The 15,944-nt window shown below is 69.1% G+C and carries 18 protein-coding genes and 1 pseudogene; 6 read left to right on the top strand and 13 right to left on the bottom strand.

Annotated features, from left to right (window positions below):
- Positions 1-172: 172 nt before the first annotated feature.
- The 9 genes from ACSDR0_RS38635 to ACSDR0_RS38595 form a co-directional block, all read right to left on the bottom strand.
- Complete coding sequence (locus ACSDR0_RS38635) at positions 173-340, bottom strand: hypothetical protein (RefSeq protein ID WP_435293912.1); 168 nt, start codon at positions 338-340, stop codon at positions 173-175.
- Positions 341-438: 98 nt separating this feature from the next.
- Entirely contained in the window at positions 439-1,380 is a 942-nt protein-coding gene (locus ACSDR0_RS38630) for a tyrosine-type recombinase/integrase (protein WP_435293911.1), read from the bottom strand.
- A gap of 220 nt (positions 1,381-1,600) precedes the next feature.
- Positions 1,601-1,933 carry a DUF2255 family protein gene (locus ACSDR0_RS38625; RefSeq protein ID WP_435293910.1) on the bottom strand — a complete coding sequence of 111 codons (333 nt, stop codon included), beginning with the start codon at positions 1,931-1,933 and terminating at the stop codon, positions 1,601-1,603.
- A gap of 125 nt (positions 1,934-2,058) precedes the next feature.
- On the bottom strand, positions 2,059-2,307 hold the full coding sequence (locus tag ACSDR0_RS38620) for an RCC1-like domain-containing protein (protein WP_435293909.1): 249 nt from the start codon (positions 2,305-2,307) through the stop codon (positions 2,059-2,061).
- Positions 2,308-2,585: 278 nt separating this feature from the next.
- Positions 2,586-3,863: a serine hydrolase domain-containing protein gene (locus ACSDR0_RS38615; RefSeq protein WP_435293908.1), complete on the bottom strand. Its 1,278-nt coding sequence runs from the start codon at positions 3,861-3,863 to the stop codon at positions 2,586-2,588.
- Between the two features lie 174 nt (positions 3,864-4,037).
- On the bottom strand, positions 4,038-5,189 hold the full coding sequence (locus ACSDR0_RS38610; RefSeq protein ID WP_435293907.1) for an alpha/beta hydrolase fold domain-containing protein: 1,152 nt from the start codon (positions 5,187-5,189) through the stop codon (positions 4,038-4,040).
- Between the two features lie 173 nt (positions 5,190-5,362).
- Complete coding sequence (locus ACSDR0_RS38605) at positions 5,363-5,920, bottom strand: BBE domain-containing protein (RefSeq protein WP_435293906.1); 558 nt, start codon at positions 5,918-5,920, stop codon at positions 5,363-5,365.
- On the bottom strand, positions 5,871-6,662 hold the full coding sequence (locus tag ACSDR0_RS38600; protein WP_435293905.1) for an FAD-binding oxidoreductase: 792 nt from the start codon (positions 6,660-6,662) through the stop codon (positions 5,871-5,873). Before ACSDR0_RS38600 ends, ACSDR0_RS38605 begins: the two co-directional genes overlap by 50 nt.
- A 26-nt stretch (positions 6,663-6,688) precedes the next feature.
- A complete protein-coding gene (locus ACSDR0_RS38595) occupies positions 6,689-6,841 on the bottom strand; it encodes a hypothetical protein (protein ID WP_435293904.1) in 153 nt (50 codons plus the stop codon).
- Positions 6,842-7,173: 332 nt separating this feature from the next.
- On the opposite strand from ACSDR0_RS38595, the gene ACSDR0_RS38590 reads away from it, so the two are divergent.
- From ACSDR0_RS38590 to ACSDR0_RS38580, 3 genes and pseudogenes are all read left to right on the top strand, one after another.
- Positions 7,174-7,758, top strand: coding sequence for a TetR/AcrR family transcriptional regulator (locus ACSDR0_RS38590; protein WP_435293903.1), 585 nt, complete (start codon positions 7,174-7,176; stop codon positions 7,756-7,758).
- A gap of 298 nt (positions 7,759-8,056) precedes the next feature.
- A pseudogene (locus ACSDR0_RS38585) lies at positions 8,057-8,512 on the top strand (ASCH domain-containing protein); the annotation flags it as partial.
- A 5-nt stretch (positions 8,513-8,517) separates the two neighbouring features.
- The gene (locus ACSDR0_RS38580) at positions 8,518-9,780 is read left to right on the top strand and encodes a transposase (protein ID WP_435293902.1); all 1,263 of its coding nucleotides are present in this window, start codon (positions 8,518-8,520) and stop codon (positions 9,778-9,780) included.
- Positions 9,781-9,852: 72 nt separating this feature from the next.
- Here the strand turns inward: ACSDR0_RS38580 and ACSDR0_RS38575 are convergent, their stop codons facing one another.
- Complete coding sequence (locus ACSDR0_RS38575; protein ID WP_435293901.1) at positions 9,853-10,005, bottom strand: hypothetical protein; 153 nt, start codon at positions 10,003-10,005, stop codon at positions 9,853-9,855.
- Positions 10,006-10,040: 35 nt separating this feature from the next.
- Here ACSDR0_RS38575 and ACSDR0_RS38570 point away from each other — a divergent pair, with 35 nt between their 5' ends.
- On the top strand, positions 10,041-10,679 hold the full coding sequence (locus ACSDR0_RS38570; RefSeq protein WP_435293900.1) for a DUF4158 domain-containing protein: 639 nt from the start codon (positions 10,041-10,043) through the stop codon (positions 10,677-10,679).
- A 567-nt stretch (positions 10,680-11,246) separates the two neighbouring features.
- On the opposite strand, the gene ACSDR0_RS38565 is transcribed toward ACSDR0_RS38570, so the two are convergent.
- From ACSDR0_RS38565 to ACSDR0_RS38555, 3 genes are read right to left on the bottom strand one after another with little or no spacing between them, the layout of a single operon-like run.
- A complete protein-coding gene (locus ACSDR0_RS38565; RefSeq protein ID WP_435293899.1) occupies positions 11,247-12,212 on the bottom strand; it encodes an NAD(P)-dependent alcohol dehydrogenase in 966 nt (321 codons plus the stop codon).
- Positions 12,213-12,236: 24 nt separating this feature from the next.
- Positions 12,237-13,283, bottom strand: coding sequence for a permease prefix domain 1-containing protein (locus ACSDR0_RS38560; RefSeq protein WP_435293898.1), 1,047 nt, complete (start codon positions 13,281-13,283; stop codon positions 12,237-12,239).
- Positions 13,280-13,618: a PadR family transcriptional regulator gene (locus tag ACSDR0_RS38555; protein WP_435293897.1), complete on the bottom strand. Its 339-nt coding sequence runs from the start codon at positions 13,616-13,618 to the stop codon at positions 13,280-13,282. The genes ACSDR0_RS38560 and ACSDR0_RS38555 overlap by 4 nt, the downstream gene beginning before the upstream one ends.
- A 432-nt stretch (positions 13,619-14,050) precedes the next feature.
- Here ACSDR0_RS38555 and ACSDR0_RS38550 point away from each other — a divergent pair, with 432 nt between their 5' ends.
- Positions 14,051-15,046 (top strand): recombinase family protein, encoded by a 996-nt coding sequence (locus ACSDR0_RS38550; RefSeq protein ID WP_435293896.1) that lies wholly within the window; start codon positions 14,051-14,053, stop codon positions 15,044-15,046.
- Positions 15,047-15,252: 206 nt separating this feature from the next.
- Positions 15,253-15,471, top strand: coding sequence for a hypothetical protein (locus ACSDR0_RS38545; RefSeq protein WP_435293895.1), 219 nt, complete (start codon positions 15,253-15,255; stop codon positions 15,469-15,471).
- Positions 15,472-15,944: the final 473 nt, after the last annotated feature.

Here is a 15,944-nt window from a genome sequence, read left to right as displayed (position 1 = left end):
TCTGCCGCCCCGTCGCGGGAACAACCCTCACGCCAGCCGACGAGGTACGCGCCGGGGCCGGGCCGAGGTCCACCCGCCGGGCGACGGCCGCGGCCCCCGAGGCGGGATTCGCCGCGAAAGCCGTATGAGACGAAGCCCGCCCACACGGCAGGCGGCAGGCGCGCGGCCTGGCTTACGCCTTACCGCCCGCGGGGTAGGCGAACCGGGTCAGCAGATCCCTCAGCTGCTCGGCCTCGCCGGGCCCCAGTTCGGCGACCAGACGCCCGGCCAGCGGCTCCGCCGCCACATGGGCCGCGTCGAAAAGCTCGACGCCCCGAGGCGTGATCTCCACTGCCCGCACTCGCCGGTCTGTGAGCTCCGACGATAAATGGCCGGGGAGACCCAGAGCTATCTGGCCGGGATGGTCCCGGATCGGTCAGCTGACTCTTCTAACGAGGGTCAGTGGGTACGGCGACGGGGCGCCAGAACCTCGGTGACCTTGGCGATGGCTTCGGCGCCGGGTTTCACGTAGCGCATGGCGGTGCGGGGGTTCTTGTGCCGGGTCTTACCCATAATGAGCTGCAGCGGGACTTCGGCCTCGCCGAGGTGGGTGGCGGCACTGTGGCGCAGCTGGTGCAGATCGAGGCCGGCGTACTTGTCCAGCAGGACGCGGGCGCGGTCGTAGCCGAGACGGGCGCGGCCAGTGTGCGGGCAGATGTCGTCAGCGGCCGGGCGGCGGGCCGGAACCGGGCGGCGTTCGGACAGGAACACCGGCCCGTGCGTGCGCGTGCCGCCATCCGGAAGCCGGAGTAGCCGGGGCAGCAGGTGGGCGGTGCCGCTGTCCCAGTACACCCATTCGACGGCGCCGCCCTTGGACCGGACGGGGGCGCGCCGGTGCTCCAGATCGAGGTCCTCGACATTCAGCGCCAGGATCTCCGCGGCCCGGGCCGCCGTCTCGTACAGCATCCGCCACAGGGTCTTCTCCCGGAGCGGGATGTCGCGGCGTGACAGCAGTCGGTGGATCGTGGTCATGGCCACGGCGCGGGTCTCGTCGACGGTTTTCCTGCGGCGTTCAGCGTCGGCCGGGACCGACGGCGCTGCCCAGTGCTTCTTGGCCTGGCACCAGGCGAGCCAGGACGTGACGGCGGCGCGGTTGCGGTTCCAGGTCGCCGGCGCGCTCGCGCCCCACAGTTCGGTGAGCGCGGTGCCGATCTCGGCGTCGGCGACCTCGGCGAGCGGCCGGTCCCGGCCAAGGAGGGTGATGACGCGGTCGATGGCCGAGGTATAGGCACGGTGGGTGTTGGGGTTGGCCGTGCGCGGGGTGGTGAGGAAGGCGTCGGCGGCCGCGGCGAGCGTGACGCGCCCGCCGCGCAGGGCGGAGATCTTCGGCGCGGCGCTCATGCCGGCCGCCGGGCGGCGGTCGCCGCGCCTGCCCGAAGGATGTACCGGATAACGTGCCGGAGTCGCGCACCGTCCCGGCGGGGGGTTCTCCTGGTCGCCGCGCCGCCGTGATCGCTCATGTACGTGATAATAGCTAATTATCACGTACCTACCTTGGCTCGCCCGTATGGGTCATGCCGCTGCCGCATGTTCATGGTGGAAGAGCTTGTGGGCGGGCTGGTCAGCGAGGCAGGAGTTTGAGTGTGGTGGCCCGGGCTGTGTCGGCGACCATCGGCTCGACGTACCCGCTGTAGTGGCCGTACTTGCTGCGGTAAGCGGCGTCGATGCGGTCGTTGACGGCCGGATCGGCTTCTTCGGCGAAGGTAACGTCTTTGGTCACGCCGCCGGCGCTGACGCGGCCGGCGCGGCTGGAGCCGGCGGTGCGGAACCACATGCCGCCGCTGCCGCGCCAGGAGCGGACGAACAGGTTGTCGCCGTCGCGGCGTTGCGGAGCGATGTCCAGCTCGTCGGCTGTGCTGATGCGCTCCAGCTCGTCGGCGGTCCAAGTGGTCATGGGCGTGTCTCCTTCACAGGGTGATGTAGCCGCAGCTACCGGAGCTTTGAAAAGGGGAGCGACGATGAACGGGCGTGGTAAGGGGGTTGACGAGCATGCGAACGAAAAGTCGCGTTTGGCCGCCCTCAAGGCGATGGCGAGGCCGACACGGCGGTGATGGCGATCGTGTGGGAGGAGGAGGCGCTCGCGGCCAGATCGCGGAGGTTGGCCGGTCCGGTCATGCAGACGGACTCGAGGCGGTCGGTCAGTGTGCCGTTGCCGAGCTGGCCGTAAAAGTTCCAGCCCCAGGCCACCGCATGCGTCGACTCGGCCGTCGCAGCCGCTGGCATCGCGATGGCCACTCCTGACAAAGCCGTCGGTAAGAACGCCGCCATCGCCACCATCAGGGCGCCGGCTCTGCGCCGATGTATTCCCATTCCCCGTTACCTCCCGTAGCGGTCTGCGCGATGCACGCACTTCTTCAGTGGACTCATGGGTAGCCGGGCACTGTTGCCAGCGCGTTGCCCGGCAGGTCGGCGACGACCGGCGCGCCTGTCCTACCAGCCGATCGGACTGCTCTTTGATGCGGTCGACCGTGCCCGGCATCGATGGCCAGCACCACGCTGACCTCCACCAACCGCGGCCTGACCAAGGACCTGGCCGTGGCGCCTAGTCAGGCGATCGCCTGGTAGGCAGTGGTCCAGAAGTCGCGGTGGAGGCGGGGCGTGTGGGCCGAGTCCATCGCGGCCTGGGTCAGCAGGATGCCGGTGAGCCCTTCGGCCGGATCGGCGTACGCGGTGGTGCCCAGGCCGCCGTCCCAGCCGAACTGCCCCGGCGAGGCCAGATCACGACGGTGGGTGCGGACGGCCGTGCCGAAGCCGTACCCGCCGTGCCTGCCGAAGTGGTCGCCGAAGGCGTCCTTTTCGACCTTCTGCTCCGGCGTCAGGTGGTCCATCGTCATCAGCTCGACCGACGCCTGCGACAGGACGCGCTCGCCGCCCAGGGTGCCCTTGTTCAGCAACATCCGGTAGAAGGCGTGATAGTCGTCGACGGTCGAGACCAGCCCGTCGCCGCCGGCCTGGAACACCGGCGGCGTGCTGTACTTCCCGGTGGCGGCCTCGTCCCACACCACCAGTTCGCCGTTCTCCGGGTTGTGGGCGTAGCTGGTCGGCAGCCGGTGGATCCGGTCGGCGGGCACGTGGAAGCCGGTGTCCTTCATGCCGAGCGGCCCGAACAGCCGCTCGCGCAGGAACTCCTCCAGCGACTGCCCGCTCACCCGGCCGACGAGCACGCCGAGCACGTCGGAGCCGGTGTGGTACTGCCAGAGCGCGCCCGGCTGGTGCATCAGGGGCAGCGTGCCGAGCCGGCGGATCCACTCCTCAGGACCGAAGCCCGGTGAGGTGGTGTCCAGGCCGAGCTCGCGGATCGCGGTCTGGATCGGGTACGTGTCCGGCGGCGCCAGCACCGCCCCGAACCCGAACGTGAAGGTCAGCAGGTCCCGTACAGTGATCGGCCGCGCGGCGGGCACCGTGTCCTCCAGCGGGGCGTCGATCCGGGCGAGCACCCTCCGGTCGGCGAGCTCCGGCAGCCACTCGTCCACCGGCTCGTCCAGCCCCAGCCGGCACTCCTCGACCAGGATCATCACCCCGGCGGCCGTGACCGGCTTGGTCACCGACGCCATCCGGAAGATCGTGTCCCGCCGCATCGGCTCGGTGCCGCCCACGTGCAGCGTTCCCATGGCCTCGACGTGGGTGTCGCCTCCCCGGCCGACCAGGGCGACCAGGCCGGGGACCGCGCCTGACACGACATGCCCGCTCAGCACGTCACGCATCCGCCGCAGCCCCGCCTCGCTCAGCCCGGCGCGCTGGTGCTCTTCCCAGCGTCCCTGAGTGTCCCAAGCACCCTTGCCGTCCCAGGTGCCCTTCATGTCCCAGCTGGCGACTTTCGACATAGTTCACATTCCTTTGTGTTTGTAGACCCTGGTCACGGCCGCGATCACGGCGGCCGCGTGGAGTGTCTTTCGAGCTCGGCAACCCGATGGTCGCCGAGCCGACCTGACACCTCAGCCCTTGATCGCGTGTTCCTGGAGGAACCGCTGGACATGGGGCCGCAAGATCTGCGATCCCTAGGTGCCCCACTGGCCGGTGAAGTTGTGCTCCGCCCAGGGGATGGTCACGGCGGTGGCGGGGACACCCGCGGCGTCGAGCTTGGCGGCCAGGTCGGCGGCCTGGGTGGCGGGGATCATGTGGTCGCGGTCGCCCTGGATGAGCAGGGTTGGCGGGAGGCCGGGCCGGGCGTGCGTGACCGGGGAGGATGCCTCGTAGCGGTCGCGGTGGCTGTCGATGCCGCCACCGAGGTAGTCGCTCGCGACGGTGGCCGCCACGCCGGGCAGGCCGTTCTCGTTGAGCAGGCGGGGCAGGTCGGTCGGCGCGTACCAGCCCATGACGGACTTCACCGGCGCCTGGGGCACCTGGCAGGAGGGCGGGAACTGGGCGTCGTCGACGGTGTAGGCGGCGATCATGGAGAGTTGACCGCCGGCCGAGTCTCCGGCGATCGAGACGTTGGACGGCGCGATGCCGTACTCGCCGGCCTTGCCACGGATCCAGCCGAGCGCGCACTTGACGTCACCCACCGCGTCCTGCCAGCGCGGCGGCGGGGCCAGCCGGTAGTCGATGGAGAAGACGGCGATGCCCTGGTCGGCCATCCAGCGTAGCCAGGGCGCGCTGTCGGCGCGGGTGCCGGAGTTCCATGAGCCGCCATGGACGTAGAGCAGCGCGGGCTTGCTCGCGGCGAGCGCGCGCGGCCGGTACACGTCGACCTTGAGGTCCTGGCCGTCGACGGTGGCGTAGGTCTCGGTCGAGGTCGGGGTCGCCGCGGCCGGCGAGGCGAAGTACTCCGACCAGGAGACCTCCGCGGTACGGGCGGCCACCGCCCAGGGCACGACGACCATGAGCACGGCCAGCAGCCCGGCCAGCACACCGGCGCCGAACAGGGCACGGCGGCCGGACCGCCATGCCATCACCGCCGTGGCAGCGGCGCCGAGCGCACAGACCATCAGGAACCCGGTCAGCCAGGGCACGAACAGCGCGATCACGCCCAACGCTTCCTGCACCGGGGTGATGGGCAGGCGCGGCGCGAAGAACGCCGCCCCTAAGACGACGACCAGCACGCAGATGGCCCAGGCCGACACGCGGCCGACTCGCCGCCACAGGCTCTTCTTCCTGGGCTCGCCCGCGTCACGCGGGAGCGCGGCCGTAGGGCTGGCGGTCACTGTCATGTTTCCTCCTCAAGCGATTCGAACGCTGTACTCGTTCGGGAACGGCGTACGCCCATGAACGTCAAGAACTCAAGAGAACGCGGGATGCACGCTCAGGCGCCCGCAGGCGGCACCCATTCCACGAGCCGGTGAACGGTGCGGGCGATCGGGAGGATGATCATCACTCATGCCTTTCACGGGTGGAGCGGGAAGTTGCTGCGGAAGACGTTGTACGGATCGAGGCGACGCTTGATGTCGCGCAGGCGATCCAGCGCGGCCGAAGTGAAGGCGTCGGCCGCGCTCTCGCCGGAGTTGAGGAAGGTGAAGGGCTTGCGGCCGCTGACGGGCAGGGCGTCGGCGAGAGCGGCCTGCTTGCCCTTGACGGCCTCGGCCGTGGCGGGGTCGGCGGGGATGCCGAACAGGTAGAGGGCGTACGGCTCTATGAGTGAGCCGTGCGGGCTGTCGGACGGGCGGGTGAACGCACCTCCCAGATGCCGGATCTGCAGGCTGAGCAGAGGGGCGATCGGGTCGGCCAGCAAGGTCTTGACCGCGGCGTCACCGAGGTCGCTCAGCAGTTCGCCGCGTGAGAGGCCCGCGCCGGGATCGGTGGGTTCGGCCGTGATGCCGCCGACGTCGGAGACCGGCATGCTCCGCCTGCTGTCGGACAGGGGAGCGGGCAGGCGGTCCAGGGGGCCGAGCAGGTCACGCGCCTGGCTCTCGGCGCCCAGGTAGGTGGCGTCGATGGCCACCATGGGGTCGGCGCCCGGGAAGTGCAGCAGGTCCAGCCAGACCGTCAGTTCGGGCGGGGCGTCGGCGGTGATCTGCCGGTAGGCGTCCATCACGTCCGGCGCGTGCTCGGCCGCCCACAACATCCGGCCGCCGTACAGGCGCGGGGCGGCGTGCAGGGCCAGTTCGAGGGCGGTGACGACGGCGAAGTCGCCGCCTGCGCAGCGCCCAGAACAGATCAGGGTCGGTGCCGGCGGTGACGTGCCGCTGTCTGCCCTGGCTGTCGACGATGTCGAACGCGGTGACGCTGTCGGCGACCCACCCGTACATACGGCCGAACCAGCTCAACCCGCCGCCCAGGGCGACACCGGCGACGCTGACCACCGGAGAGCTGCCCGGCAGGCCGGTCAGGCCGTACGGCGCGGCGGCCGCCTGCACCCGGCCGGAAGGCACGCTCGCACCGACGCGGGCACGCCGGGCCACCGGATCGACCTCCAGAGTCTCCAGCCGACCGGTGCGCAGCAGGATCGTCCCGTCAGTACGGCCGGTCGCCTCGTGCCCGTTGGGCTGGGCCGCGATGGCCAGCCCGGCGGAACGGGCATGCCGGACCAGCGCGGCGACGTCTTCGGCGTCGGCGACCTCCACCACGGCCGCCACCGGCTGCTCGATCGCCAGGTTCCAGGGACGGCGGGCGCCGTCGAAGCCGGGATCGCCGGGCAGCCAGACCCGGCCGCGGATGACGGAGCGCAGGGCGTTCAGTGTGTTCATGAGTCTTCCTCGGGTGATGGAGGTTGTCAGGCGGCCGTGCGGACGGTGGCGCGTTCGCTGGCGCCTGCGGGAACGGCCCGGCGGCGGGCGAGGGTGGAGCCGGGCGCGACCAGGAGGGTGAGGGCGATGCCGGCGGCCACGGCGAACACCGCAGTGCGCGAGGCGGCACCGTTCAGCACCCGGTGCGGCTGTCGATGATCGCGACCAGGACGGCCAGGCCGCCGGCGATGCCGACCTGCTGGGCGGAGGTGGTTGCGGAGGCAACGCCCTGCCGATGCGGGGCGTGCCGGCGGTGGCGGCGCCGAACATCAGCGTGTAGCCCGTGCCCTGCCCCATCCCGAGGATGCGTCCTTGGCTGGGAATGTGACATGAGGACACCTCCGTACGGCTGTGAGCGCACGCTTAGCCGGCGCCACCGATAACGGGACGAGGCGTCCCGTATGGAATGCCTATCGTGCGGGAACGTCGCTATATTGTCAAACCCAACGTCCCGTCCCGATATGGTGGCACCATGAACGCACGCCGCCGCTCCGACGACCGGACCGCAACGATCATGCAGACAGCCCTCGACCTGGCCCTCGAGGTCGGCTACGCCAAGCTCAACATGGAGGCGATTGCCGCCCGGTCCGGCGTCGGCAAAGACACCATCTACCGCCGATGGCCCTCCAAGGCCCAGCTGTTCCTCGACGCGGTTCTCAGCTCGAGAACCACAGGCCTGGAGCATCGCGACACCGGCGACATCGTGGCCGACCTGCGCGAGGTGATGACCCGGGCCGTCGACCTCCTGGCCCGGCCACCATGGGGACCGCTGTACCAGGACCTCATCGGCGAAGCCCAGCACACCCCCGAGGTCGCCGCCGCCCTCAACCAGCGCTTCATCCAGCCGCAGACCGCCGACACCCTGGCTCGCCTCAAAACCGCCAAGGAGCAAGGGCAACTGGCATCCGACTTCGACCTGGACCTGGCCTTCGAGATCCTGTCAGGCCCGTTGTACTTCCGACTGCTGATCACACAGCAGCCGATCACACACGCTTACATCGACCGCTTGCTCCAAGCCCTCTTCGCCGGGATGGCGCCTGCACCCCATCCCCGGTGAGCGCAGCTCTGGCGCGTCGTCTCCAGACCGGCGTGGCCGCCGAAGTCGCAGACCAAGATGAGGTCAATATTGCCGGAGCACTCGCGACTGGATGCTCACATCACCACCTGGCCCGGCGACACGGATTCCTTCGTCGACGCGATGGTCTGGCTGGTCGGCCGCATGCTGACCGACCCCAAGCACTTCTACCGCAGCTACACCACCCAGGAACCGGATCGCATCATGACTGCCCGTCCCGCCAGCAGCACCGGCGTACGCGCCCGCGAGATGAACCTCTACCGCCGGCTACTTCGGCCTTGTCGCCGCCGGCCGCAAGACCATCGAGGTCCGTGTGCAGTACCCCAACCTGCGCATCCTTAAGGCCGGGGACCACATCCGGTTCGTGTGCGGCCGCGACGACGCCCTCACCCGGGTCAAGCGGGTGAGCCGGTACGCCTCGTTCGAGGAGATGCTCGACGCCGAAGGCGCGGCCAACGTCAACCCCGAAAGCTCCCGCGAACAGCAACTGGCCAACATCCGCCGCATCTACGGCCCCGAGAAGGAAGCCCTCGGTGTGCTGGCCATCGAGATCGAGTTCCTCCAGTGGTTTTGTCAGCCCGCACCGCCTGAGACACATCGACCCGCCACCACGACGAATGGCCCGCGCATTGCGCGGGCCATTCATCAGCTCTGGAGCACACCCACCGTGGCCGTGCGGCACGGTGGGCGAGGCTGTGTGATCGCCCTGCTCAGCGACATGACTGTCCCTTTCTGATCGAGTTGGACGCCCGCACGAGCTTCCTGGCGTGCTTCACCCACGCGGGTGGACGGAAGTCGAAGCTGTCGGTGGAGCTCAAGCGCAACATCCTGGCCGTGCTGATCGCCGGGGCCACCAACCTCGGGCTGACCCGCATGTCGGAGGCGTGCGGGGTCTCCTACGACACCCTGGCGTGGACGCAGGAGTGGTACGTGCGGGAGGAGACGCTGCGCGAGGCCAACACGGTCCTGGTCAACCACCACTACTCGCTGGATCTGGCCGGCAAGTTCGGCGGCGGCACCATGTCCTCCTCCGACGGGCAGCGGTTCCCCGTCCGGGGCAAGTCGCTGACCGGCCGTGACATGGTCATCCATGGTGGGCGGGTCCTGTCCACCTACACCCATGTGTCCGATCAGTGGTCGACCTACGGGACCAAGCAGATCGTGCCGACCGCTCGCGAGGGCCAATACACGCTGGACGAACTGCTCGGTAACGCCACCGACCTGCCTATCACCGAGCACGCCACCGACACCCACGGCGCAACCCTGGTCAATTTCGGGTTGTTCGACCTGGTCGGCAAGGCCCTCACCCCGCGCATCCGTGACCTGGGGAAGATCACCATGCTGCGGGTGGAAGCCCCCGGCCTGACGAACGCTCGTTATCCACACGCCGGGCCGCTGCTGGCCGACCGGTGGAACGAAGATCTGATCAGCGAGTGTTACCCGGATCTGCTGCGGATGGCCGGATCGCTCAAGTTCAGAGAGGCGACCGCGTCTTTGATCGTGGGGAAATGGTCGGCGGCCTCCCGGCAGAACACCCTGGCGGCAGCGTTAAAGGAGTGGGGGCGGATGCGCCGGACCATCCACGCCGCCCGCTATCTGTCCGATCCGGTCTACCGCCGCAAGATCTCCCGGCAGCTCAACAAAGGCGAGAGCCTGCACGCGCTACGCCGCGACCTGCACTACGCCCAGCAGGGCACCATCGTACGGGCTTACCTCCAAGACCAGACCGAGCAGGCATGGTGCCTCACCCTGCTCACCAACGCCGTGATCACCTGGACCACCGAGTACTACGGCAAGGCGATCGGCGAGCTTCGCGCCCAGGGCCGCGACGTCGGCGACGAACTGTTGTCGTTCATCGCCCCCGGCCACCGCGAGAACATCAACTTCTTCGGGTTCATCACCGTGGACATCGAAGCCGAACTCGCCAAGCTCATCGAGGGTTGGAGGCCGCTTCGTCCGACCAGAGTCCACGACGCGGGCCTGCCCTTCCTGCTCAACCCGTGACCCGAGGTCCCTACGTCCCGAGTCTCGGCCTGCGATCGGCTGAGGCGCGATCACCGATCCGCGAGGTCTCCTTCACTCCTGACTTGCGATTGGCTCGCGCAGGTAGCGGCCGGTGATGCTGTCGGCGTTGGCTGCGACCTGTGCGGGGGTGCCGGTGGCGACAATCCGGTCGCCTGCTTGTCCTCCGCCGGGGCCGTACGAGCATGCCACGAAGATCCGGATCATGCTGGGCTATCGCGAGTTCTCGGCCGCCGAGGGGGGTGGCGACGTTCATTGCCTCGCGGGTGCGCAAGAGCCGGGACTCGCGCCGGGAGCTGTTCGATCGGGCGGTGCTGTGGCTGATTACCAACCGGGTGCTGCTGCCGGGTATCACCACCTTGTCCCGGCTGGTCACCGAGGTGCGCCGGGCCGTGCTGGAGTCGATCAACCGCGGCCTGGCGGAGGCTGCGCCGCCGCTGATGCGGGCCGAGCTGGTGGCGACCCTGCAGGTGCCGGACGGTAAGAAGGTCTCCACTCTGGAGTGGATGCGTACGGCGGTGACCAGGCTGTCGGGCACCGGGATGGAGCAGGCGCTGGATCGCGCCTCGTACGTGCTGGGGCTGGGCACGGGGGCGGTGGACTGCACTGCGGTGGCGTCGGTGAAGCTGTCCGAGCTGGCCCGCTTCGGGATGATGGCCAAGGCGTTCCGGATCGAACAGCTGGAGAAGGACCGCCGCCTGGCCACCCTGCTGGCCACGATGCGGCAGCTGGAGGGCACCGCGGTCGATGACGCGCTGCTGCTGTTCGACCTGCTGATGTCGACGGTGCTGCTGGCCCGGGCCGGCCGGGCGGCCGACAAGGAGAAGCTGCGCAACCTGCCCCGGCTGCGGGTGGCGGCCGCCCGGCTGGCAACGGCGTGAACGATCCTGCTGGAGACGCCGCCGTCCGGCCCGGCCAAGGAAGGCGACGGCCCCGAGGACGACAGGCCGGACGGAGAACAGCACGTGCTGCCCCAGCGGTACCAGCAGCCGCCCCGACACCCGGTGCCAGCCCGGCCCCGCCGACGGCGGAACCCGCGGGCGAACTGGAAGGCGCCCAGGACTCCGTAGCCGGAGGCGGCGAAGATGTGCAGGATCACGGGGGTCGGCGCGTCGAAGAACCGTGCGTTCGCGGATGTGACCTCCGCACCGGTGAACAACTCGGTCAGCCGGACGGCACCGGCGATCAGCGGGACGACGGTGAGCGCGATCAGCCCGGCGGGCACGAGCCGGCCGTCGCCACGCCGGGAGGCACGCGGACGCGGCCGCGGCGCGGTGGCCGCCACCGGGGAGAGCGTCGGATTCGAGTGCTCGGTCATGGATCGATCCTGCGACGAGAGGCGGGTACGGCTCATCGGGCCACCGGCCCGACCTGCGCCCGCCCCTCGGCCGACCGCGATCTCGTACTTTCGGCCAGGCCCCGGGTCTTGGGCACCCGGCCTCCTCGTCCTACGCCAGAAGGACGATCTTGCCGCGGGCGTGCTCCCGCTCCAGGAGCCGGAGGGCGTCGGCGGTCTCGCTGAGCGGATACGTGCGTTCGATCACCGGTGTCACCTTGCCGTCGGCGACGAAGCCGGCGAGCGTCCACAGGTCCTCGGCGGTGCTCCGGGAGGTCAGGACGCGGAGCCGCTGCCGGACGAACGGCGTCTGCGCGACCGTGGCCAGCAGCCGGGGAATGGGCCCGAGCACCGGCCCACCCGCGCTGTTGGAGGCGATGTAGATGCCGCCGGGGGCGAGGAGCCGGCGCAGCGCCGAGATCGGGTGGTTGCCGACCATGTCGATCAGGACGTCGAAGCGGCGTGTATCCCGGGTGAAATCCTCGCGGGTGTAGTCGATCACGTGGTCGGCGCCGAGCGAGCGCACCAGCTCGGCGTTGCGGGTGCTGCACACGCCGGTGACCTCGGCGCCGAGCACCTTGGCGAGCTGCACGGTGAACGTGCCGACCCCGCCGGAGGCACCGTTGACCAGCACCGTCGTACCGGGGCGCGCGGCGCCGAGCCGCAGCGCCTGCAAGGCTGTGATCCCGGCCACGGGTAAGGTGGCCGCCTGCTCGAACGTCACCTGCTCCGGCTTCCTGGCCAGGCGTTTCGCCGGGATCGCGACGTATTCGGCGAAGCCGCGCTGGGCTGCCTCGCCGAAGACCTCGTCGCCGACCTGGAGGTCCTTGACGTCCGGGCCGATCTCCGCCACCGTGCCCGCGACGGCGCGTCCCAGGACGGTGGCCTTCGGCCGCCGCACTCCGAACGCCAGGCGCAGCAGGAGCGGCGTGCCGCGCAGGGTGAGCAGGTCGGCGTGGTTGAGCGCGGCGGCGCGCACCCCGACCAGCACCTCACCCGCGGCCGGGGCGGGACGGTCGACGTCGGCGTGACGCACGACGTCGGGCGAGCCGTACTCCTGATAGACGATCGCTTTCATGCCGGTCTCCTGATTCGTGTGGGTTCAGCGACGCGTGGCTCGGGCGATGCCGTCGATGACGGCGAAGACGATCGTGAGGGCGGACACGACGATGAGCGCGGTGTTGATCCAGGTGGTCGCGCTCTGCGGCCAGGCGGCGGCCTGGGTGAAGCCGGGGTTGAGCACCCGGTCACCGGCGGCGAGCCAGAGCAGCGCGATTGGGCAGGCGATCTCGACCAGTGTCCCGGCCACGGCGAGCGGAACGCTCCACCGGGCGTAGTGCTTGGCGTAGGCGACGGCGAGGTTCAGGGTCACCAGGGCGATGAACGCGTACACGAAGCCGGTCTGCCACAGCCACGGCGCGAACACGCCGATGGGGGCGCCGTGCGCGTCGGTCTCGGTGCTGATCACCGGGGAGAGCAGGATGAGGGTGGTGAACAGCACCATCGCCACGGTGTAGATGATCAGCTCGCCGTAGCGGGCGCGGCGGGTGGGCGGCTCGGAGAGCGCGTCGGGCGTCCAGCGCCTGGCGGGCGTGCGGCGTCCCGCGGCGCCTCCGGTGACGCGTCCGGCGACGCGTTCGATGGTCGCGAACAGCAGCGTGGTCCAGCAGACCAGGTGCGCGGCGGTGGTGAGCGCCGCACCGAGGGTGTCGCCGATCAGGTCGAGCGCGCCCGCCCCGCGCAGTCCCTGCACGAGCCCCACCGCCACGGCCACGGCGGGCACGATGGTCACGAGCAGGGCGGTCAGTAATCGCGTGTAGTCGAGGTAGAGCGCGGGGCCGATGAGCTGGAGCGGACGGTCCGCGTAACCGGCCGCCAGCCGCGCCGGGTCGCCGAGCTCGGTGAGCACCGCGAACTCGGCCTCGGCCCGGTCGGCGCCGGCCTCCACCCGGTCGTCGACGGCGTCGGCGATGGAGGCCCGCAGCTCGCGTTCGATGTCGATGTCGGGCCGCTGGTCCTCGGATCGCCGGCTCCCGCTTCGCCGGCTCCCGCTTCGCCGGCTTCCGCTTCGCCGGCTTCCGGGCAGGTGGCGCAGGACCGCCGCGACATAGCGGTCGGTGAGCGTGTTGGTGGTGGCAGTAGTGGTCATGACGCGCCTTTCAGGGAGCGGAGTACGGTGTCGAGCTCGTCCCAGTCGCGACTGAGCGCGGCGGCGAGCGCGGCGCCCCTGTCGCTGGTGCGGTAGAACTTGCGCGGCCGGGATTCCTCGGTGTTCCAGTCGCTGGTCACCAGACCCTGTTTCTCCAGGCGGCGCAGGAGGGGGTAGAGGGTGTTGGCGTCGACGGCGAGGCCCGCCCGGGTGAGGCGGTCGAGCAGCGCGTAGCCGTAGTCGGGGTGGTCGAGCATGAGCAAGCAGGCCAGGACGACGGTGCCCCGCCGCAGCTCCTGGAGATGGGTGGCAAGCAGCTCATCGTCATCGTGCACATGTCACACGATACTGTGCGCCACACACTATTGCAACGAGCACGGCATAAAGCTGAACCATTCAGGGTGGCGCGACAGCGCTCGAAGGGCTCGACAGGGGCTCGACAGGGCCCCGTCACCGCAAGCCACGTAGCCCACAAACACGGCTTGGAGTTCGGCGCGGACCTGGCTGACCGGCTTCGACGGCACCCCAGATCACTTCGCTCTGGCCATCCAACTGACCACTATCCACCAGCTACCACGAGAAATGGGGCAGGCCACGGTGTGCGTCCTCGACCGGGTATCTGATTCTCAGAAACGTCCGATTCTGAGACGAGGTCCGCCGTCAGCGTGACGGCGAACCGGCAAGCCCTCGAATCCCTCTCAAAACCTGGTCTCACGCAAGTGGTCGATCCCTCATGTTGTGAGAAATGTTTGTGAGAGGATTCGGGCATGGCCGACGCCTCACGCCCCCGCGAACGTTCGGATCCCGCCGCCGAGTCCGCGGACAATAACACCCGCGACGCCGATGAGGTGGAACACCACCCGTGCCCGCGCTGCGGCGTGGAAGCCGGTTCGCCCTGCCGAGCACGGTCGGGGGCGGTCGCCGGCAGCTATCACACCGGCCGGTTCACCAAAGTGCTGCGGCTGACCAAGCACCTGCGGGTACTCACCCCCACCGACCGGGGACCCGGCCGGCCCTGGCGGCCCGGTACCCCGCCGCCGGCCCCGGTCGACCCCGACGCCCGGACCGCCGACATTCGCATCGGCTACGCCCGCTGCTCCTCCCTCACCCAGGAGCTGCAGTCCCAGCTCGACGCGCTGGCCGCGCACGGCATCGGCCGCGACAAGATCTTCGCCGAGAAGGTCTCCACCCGGATCAAGGTCCGGCCCGAGTTCGAGAAGGCTCTCGCGACCGCCCGGCAGATCAAGGCACACGCCCCGCACTGCCGCGTCATCTTGACGGTCTACGAGATGAAGCGGCTGGGGCGCGACGCCGCAGAGCTCACCGCCCTGGCCGACCATCTGACCGCGCACGGTCTGGTCCTGGAGATGCTCGCCGGGCCGCTCTCCGGCATCTACGACCCGGCTGGGCCTGGCCGGATGCTATTCGCGTTCTTCGCCGCCATGGCCGAAACCGAACGCGAAGCCATCCGCGAGGCAACGCTGGAAGGACTGGACGCCGCAGCCCGCAAGGGCCACCACGGAGGCCGCCCCACCGTCATCACCGACGACATGATCCACACCGTCCTACGGCGCCGCGCAGCCGGCGAACCCATTGACAAGATCCGCAAGGACCTGATCATCCCCACCGGCAAGCGCAAGGGCCATAACCCCTCCCTCGCCAGCATCTACCGCGCCCTCGCAGAACACGAGAAGGCCCAGCGCCATCCCGACGCCGTCGAACAGGCCCGCGCCGAGTACGCCGCCCTGCACCAGGAGCTCTGATCTCGCTCAACTCGCGGGATCAGGCTCTCAACGCCACAGTCAGGGCGCAGCTCCTCCTTCCGCCTCAGCACTGAGCACTGAGCACTACCCTCACCGCAGGTCAGAAGCGGGTTCGTTGGATTCTGCTCGTTAGCTACTGAGACCCCAGCCGTTGGCGGTGAGAATGATCTTGTGTGAAGTGTGACGTCCGGCTTTAGCGTGTGGTCATGTCCTACCTGGAGGTTTCCGGGCCGTGGATGATGCGGTGGATGGTGGAGCGTCCGACGCTGTACTCGGTGGCCAGGTCGGCCAGAGATACCTCGCCCTCGGCGTATCGCCGGCGGATTGAGCGCCGGGCGGGCTCGGGCAGTTTGGGTTGCTTGCCCTTGAGCTGCTACATCGAAGAGGCCGACCGCTGGAGCGACAACCCGGTCACCGGCCTATAAGCAACGAGATGAATAACGTCACCACCACGGCCGAACTGGCTGCCCCTTCGCTGCTGGTCGCTGCGAACCTAATTAACCTGGCCAACCGGAACGTGGCACCCAACATGGTGGCCAAGGCATTGATACCACCGTCCGCATCGCGGAGACCGCGCGGCACGGTCTCGACAAGGTGCGTGCTATGTTCCGTGAAATGGAATTTCTGCGAAAATTAAATTCCATTCTCGTTGAGCACGGAATAATCGAACTTAAGCTCTTTGAAGTTTTCCACCATCCAGGAGCGGCGCTCAGTGTGAGAAACTCCCCATGCCCAAGAGAGGCATTGCAGTAGACGCTTTCGGCGAAGTTTTTTTGAAGGGAAGCTGAATGGGCCAATTATACTGTGACACAAATCTGAGAGCCAATATATGCGCTCAAACTTGCGCTGTGATTCCTCTGAGGAAATGCCTATATTTCGCTTAAGATCTCCAGAGTCT

The sequence above is a fragment of the Streptosporangium sp. G11 genome (genome assembly GCF_051192615.1).
In the GTDB taxonomy this organism is placed as follows: Bacteria; Actinomycetota; Actinomycetes; order Streptosporangiales; family Streptosporangiaceae; genus Streptosporangium.
Note: the sequence above shows the minus strand (reverse complement) of the source record. Positions and strands in the feature narration are given on the sequence as shown.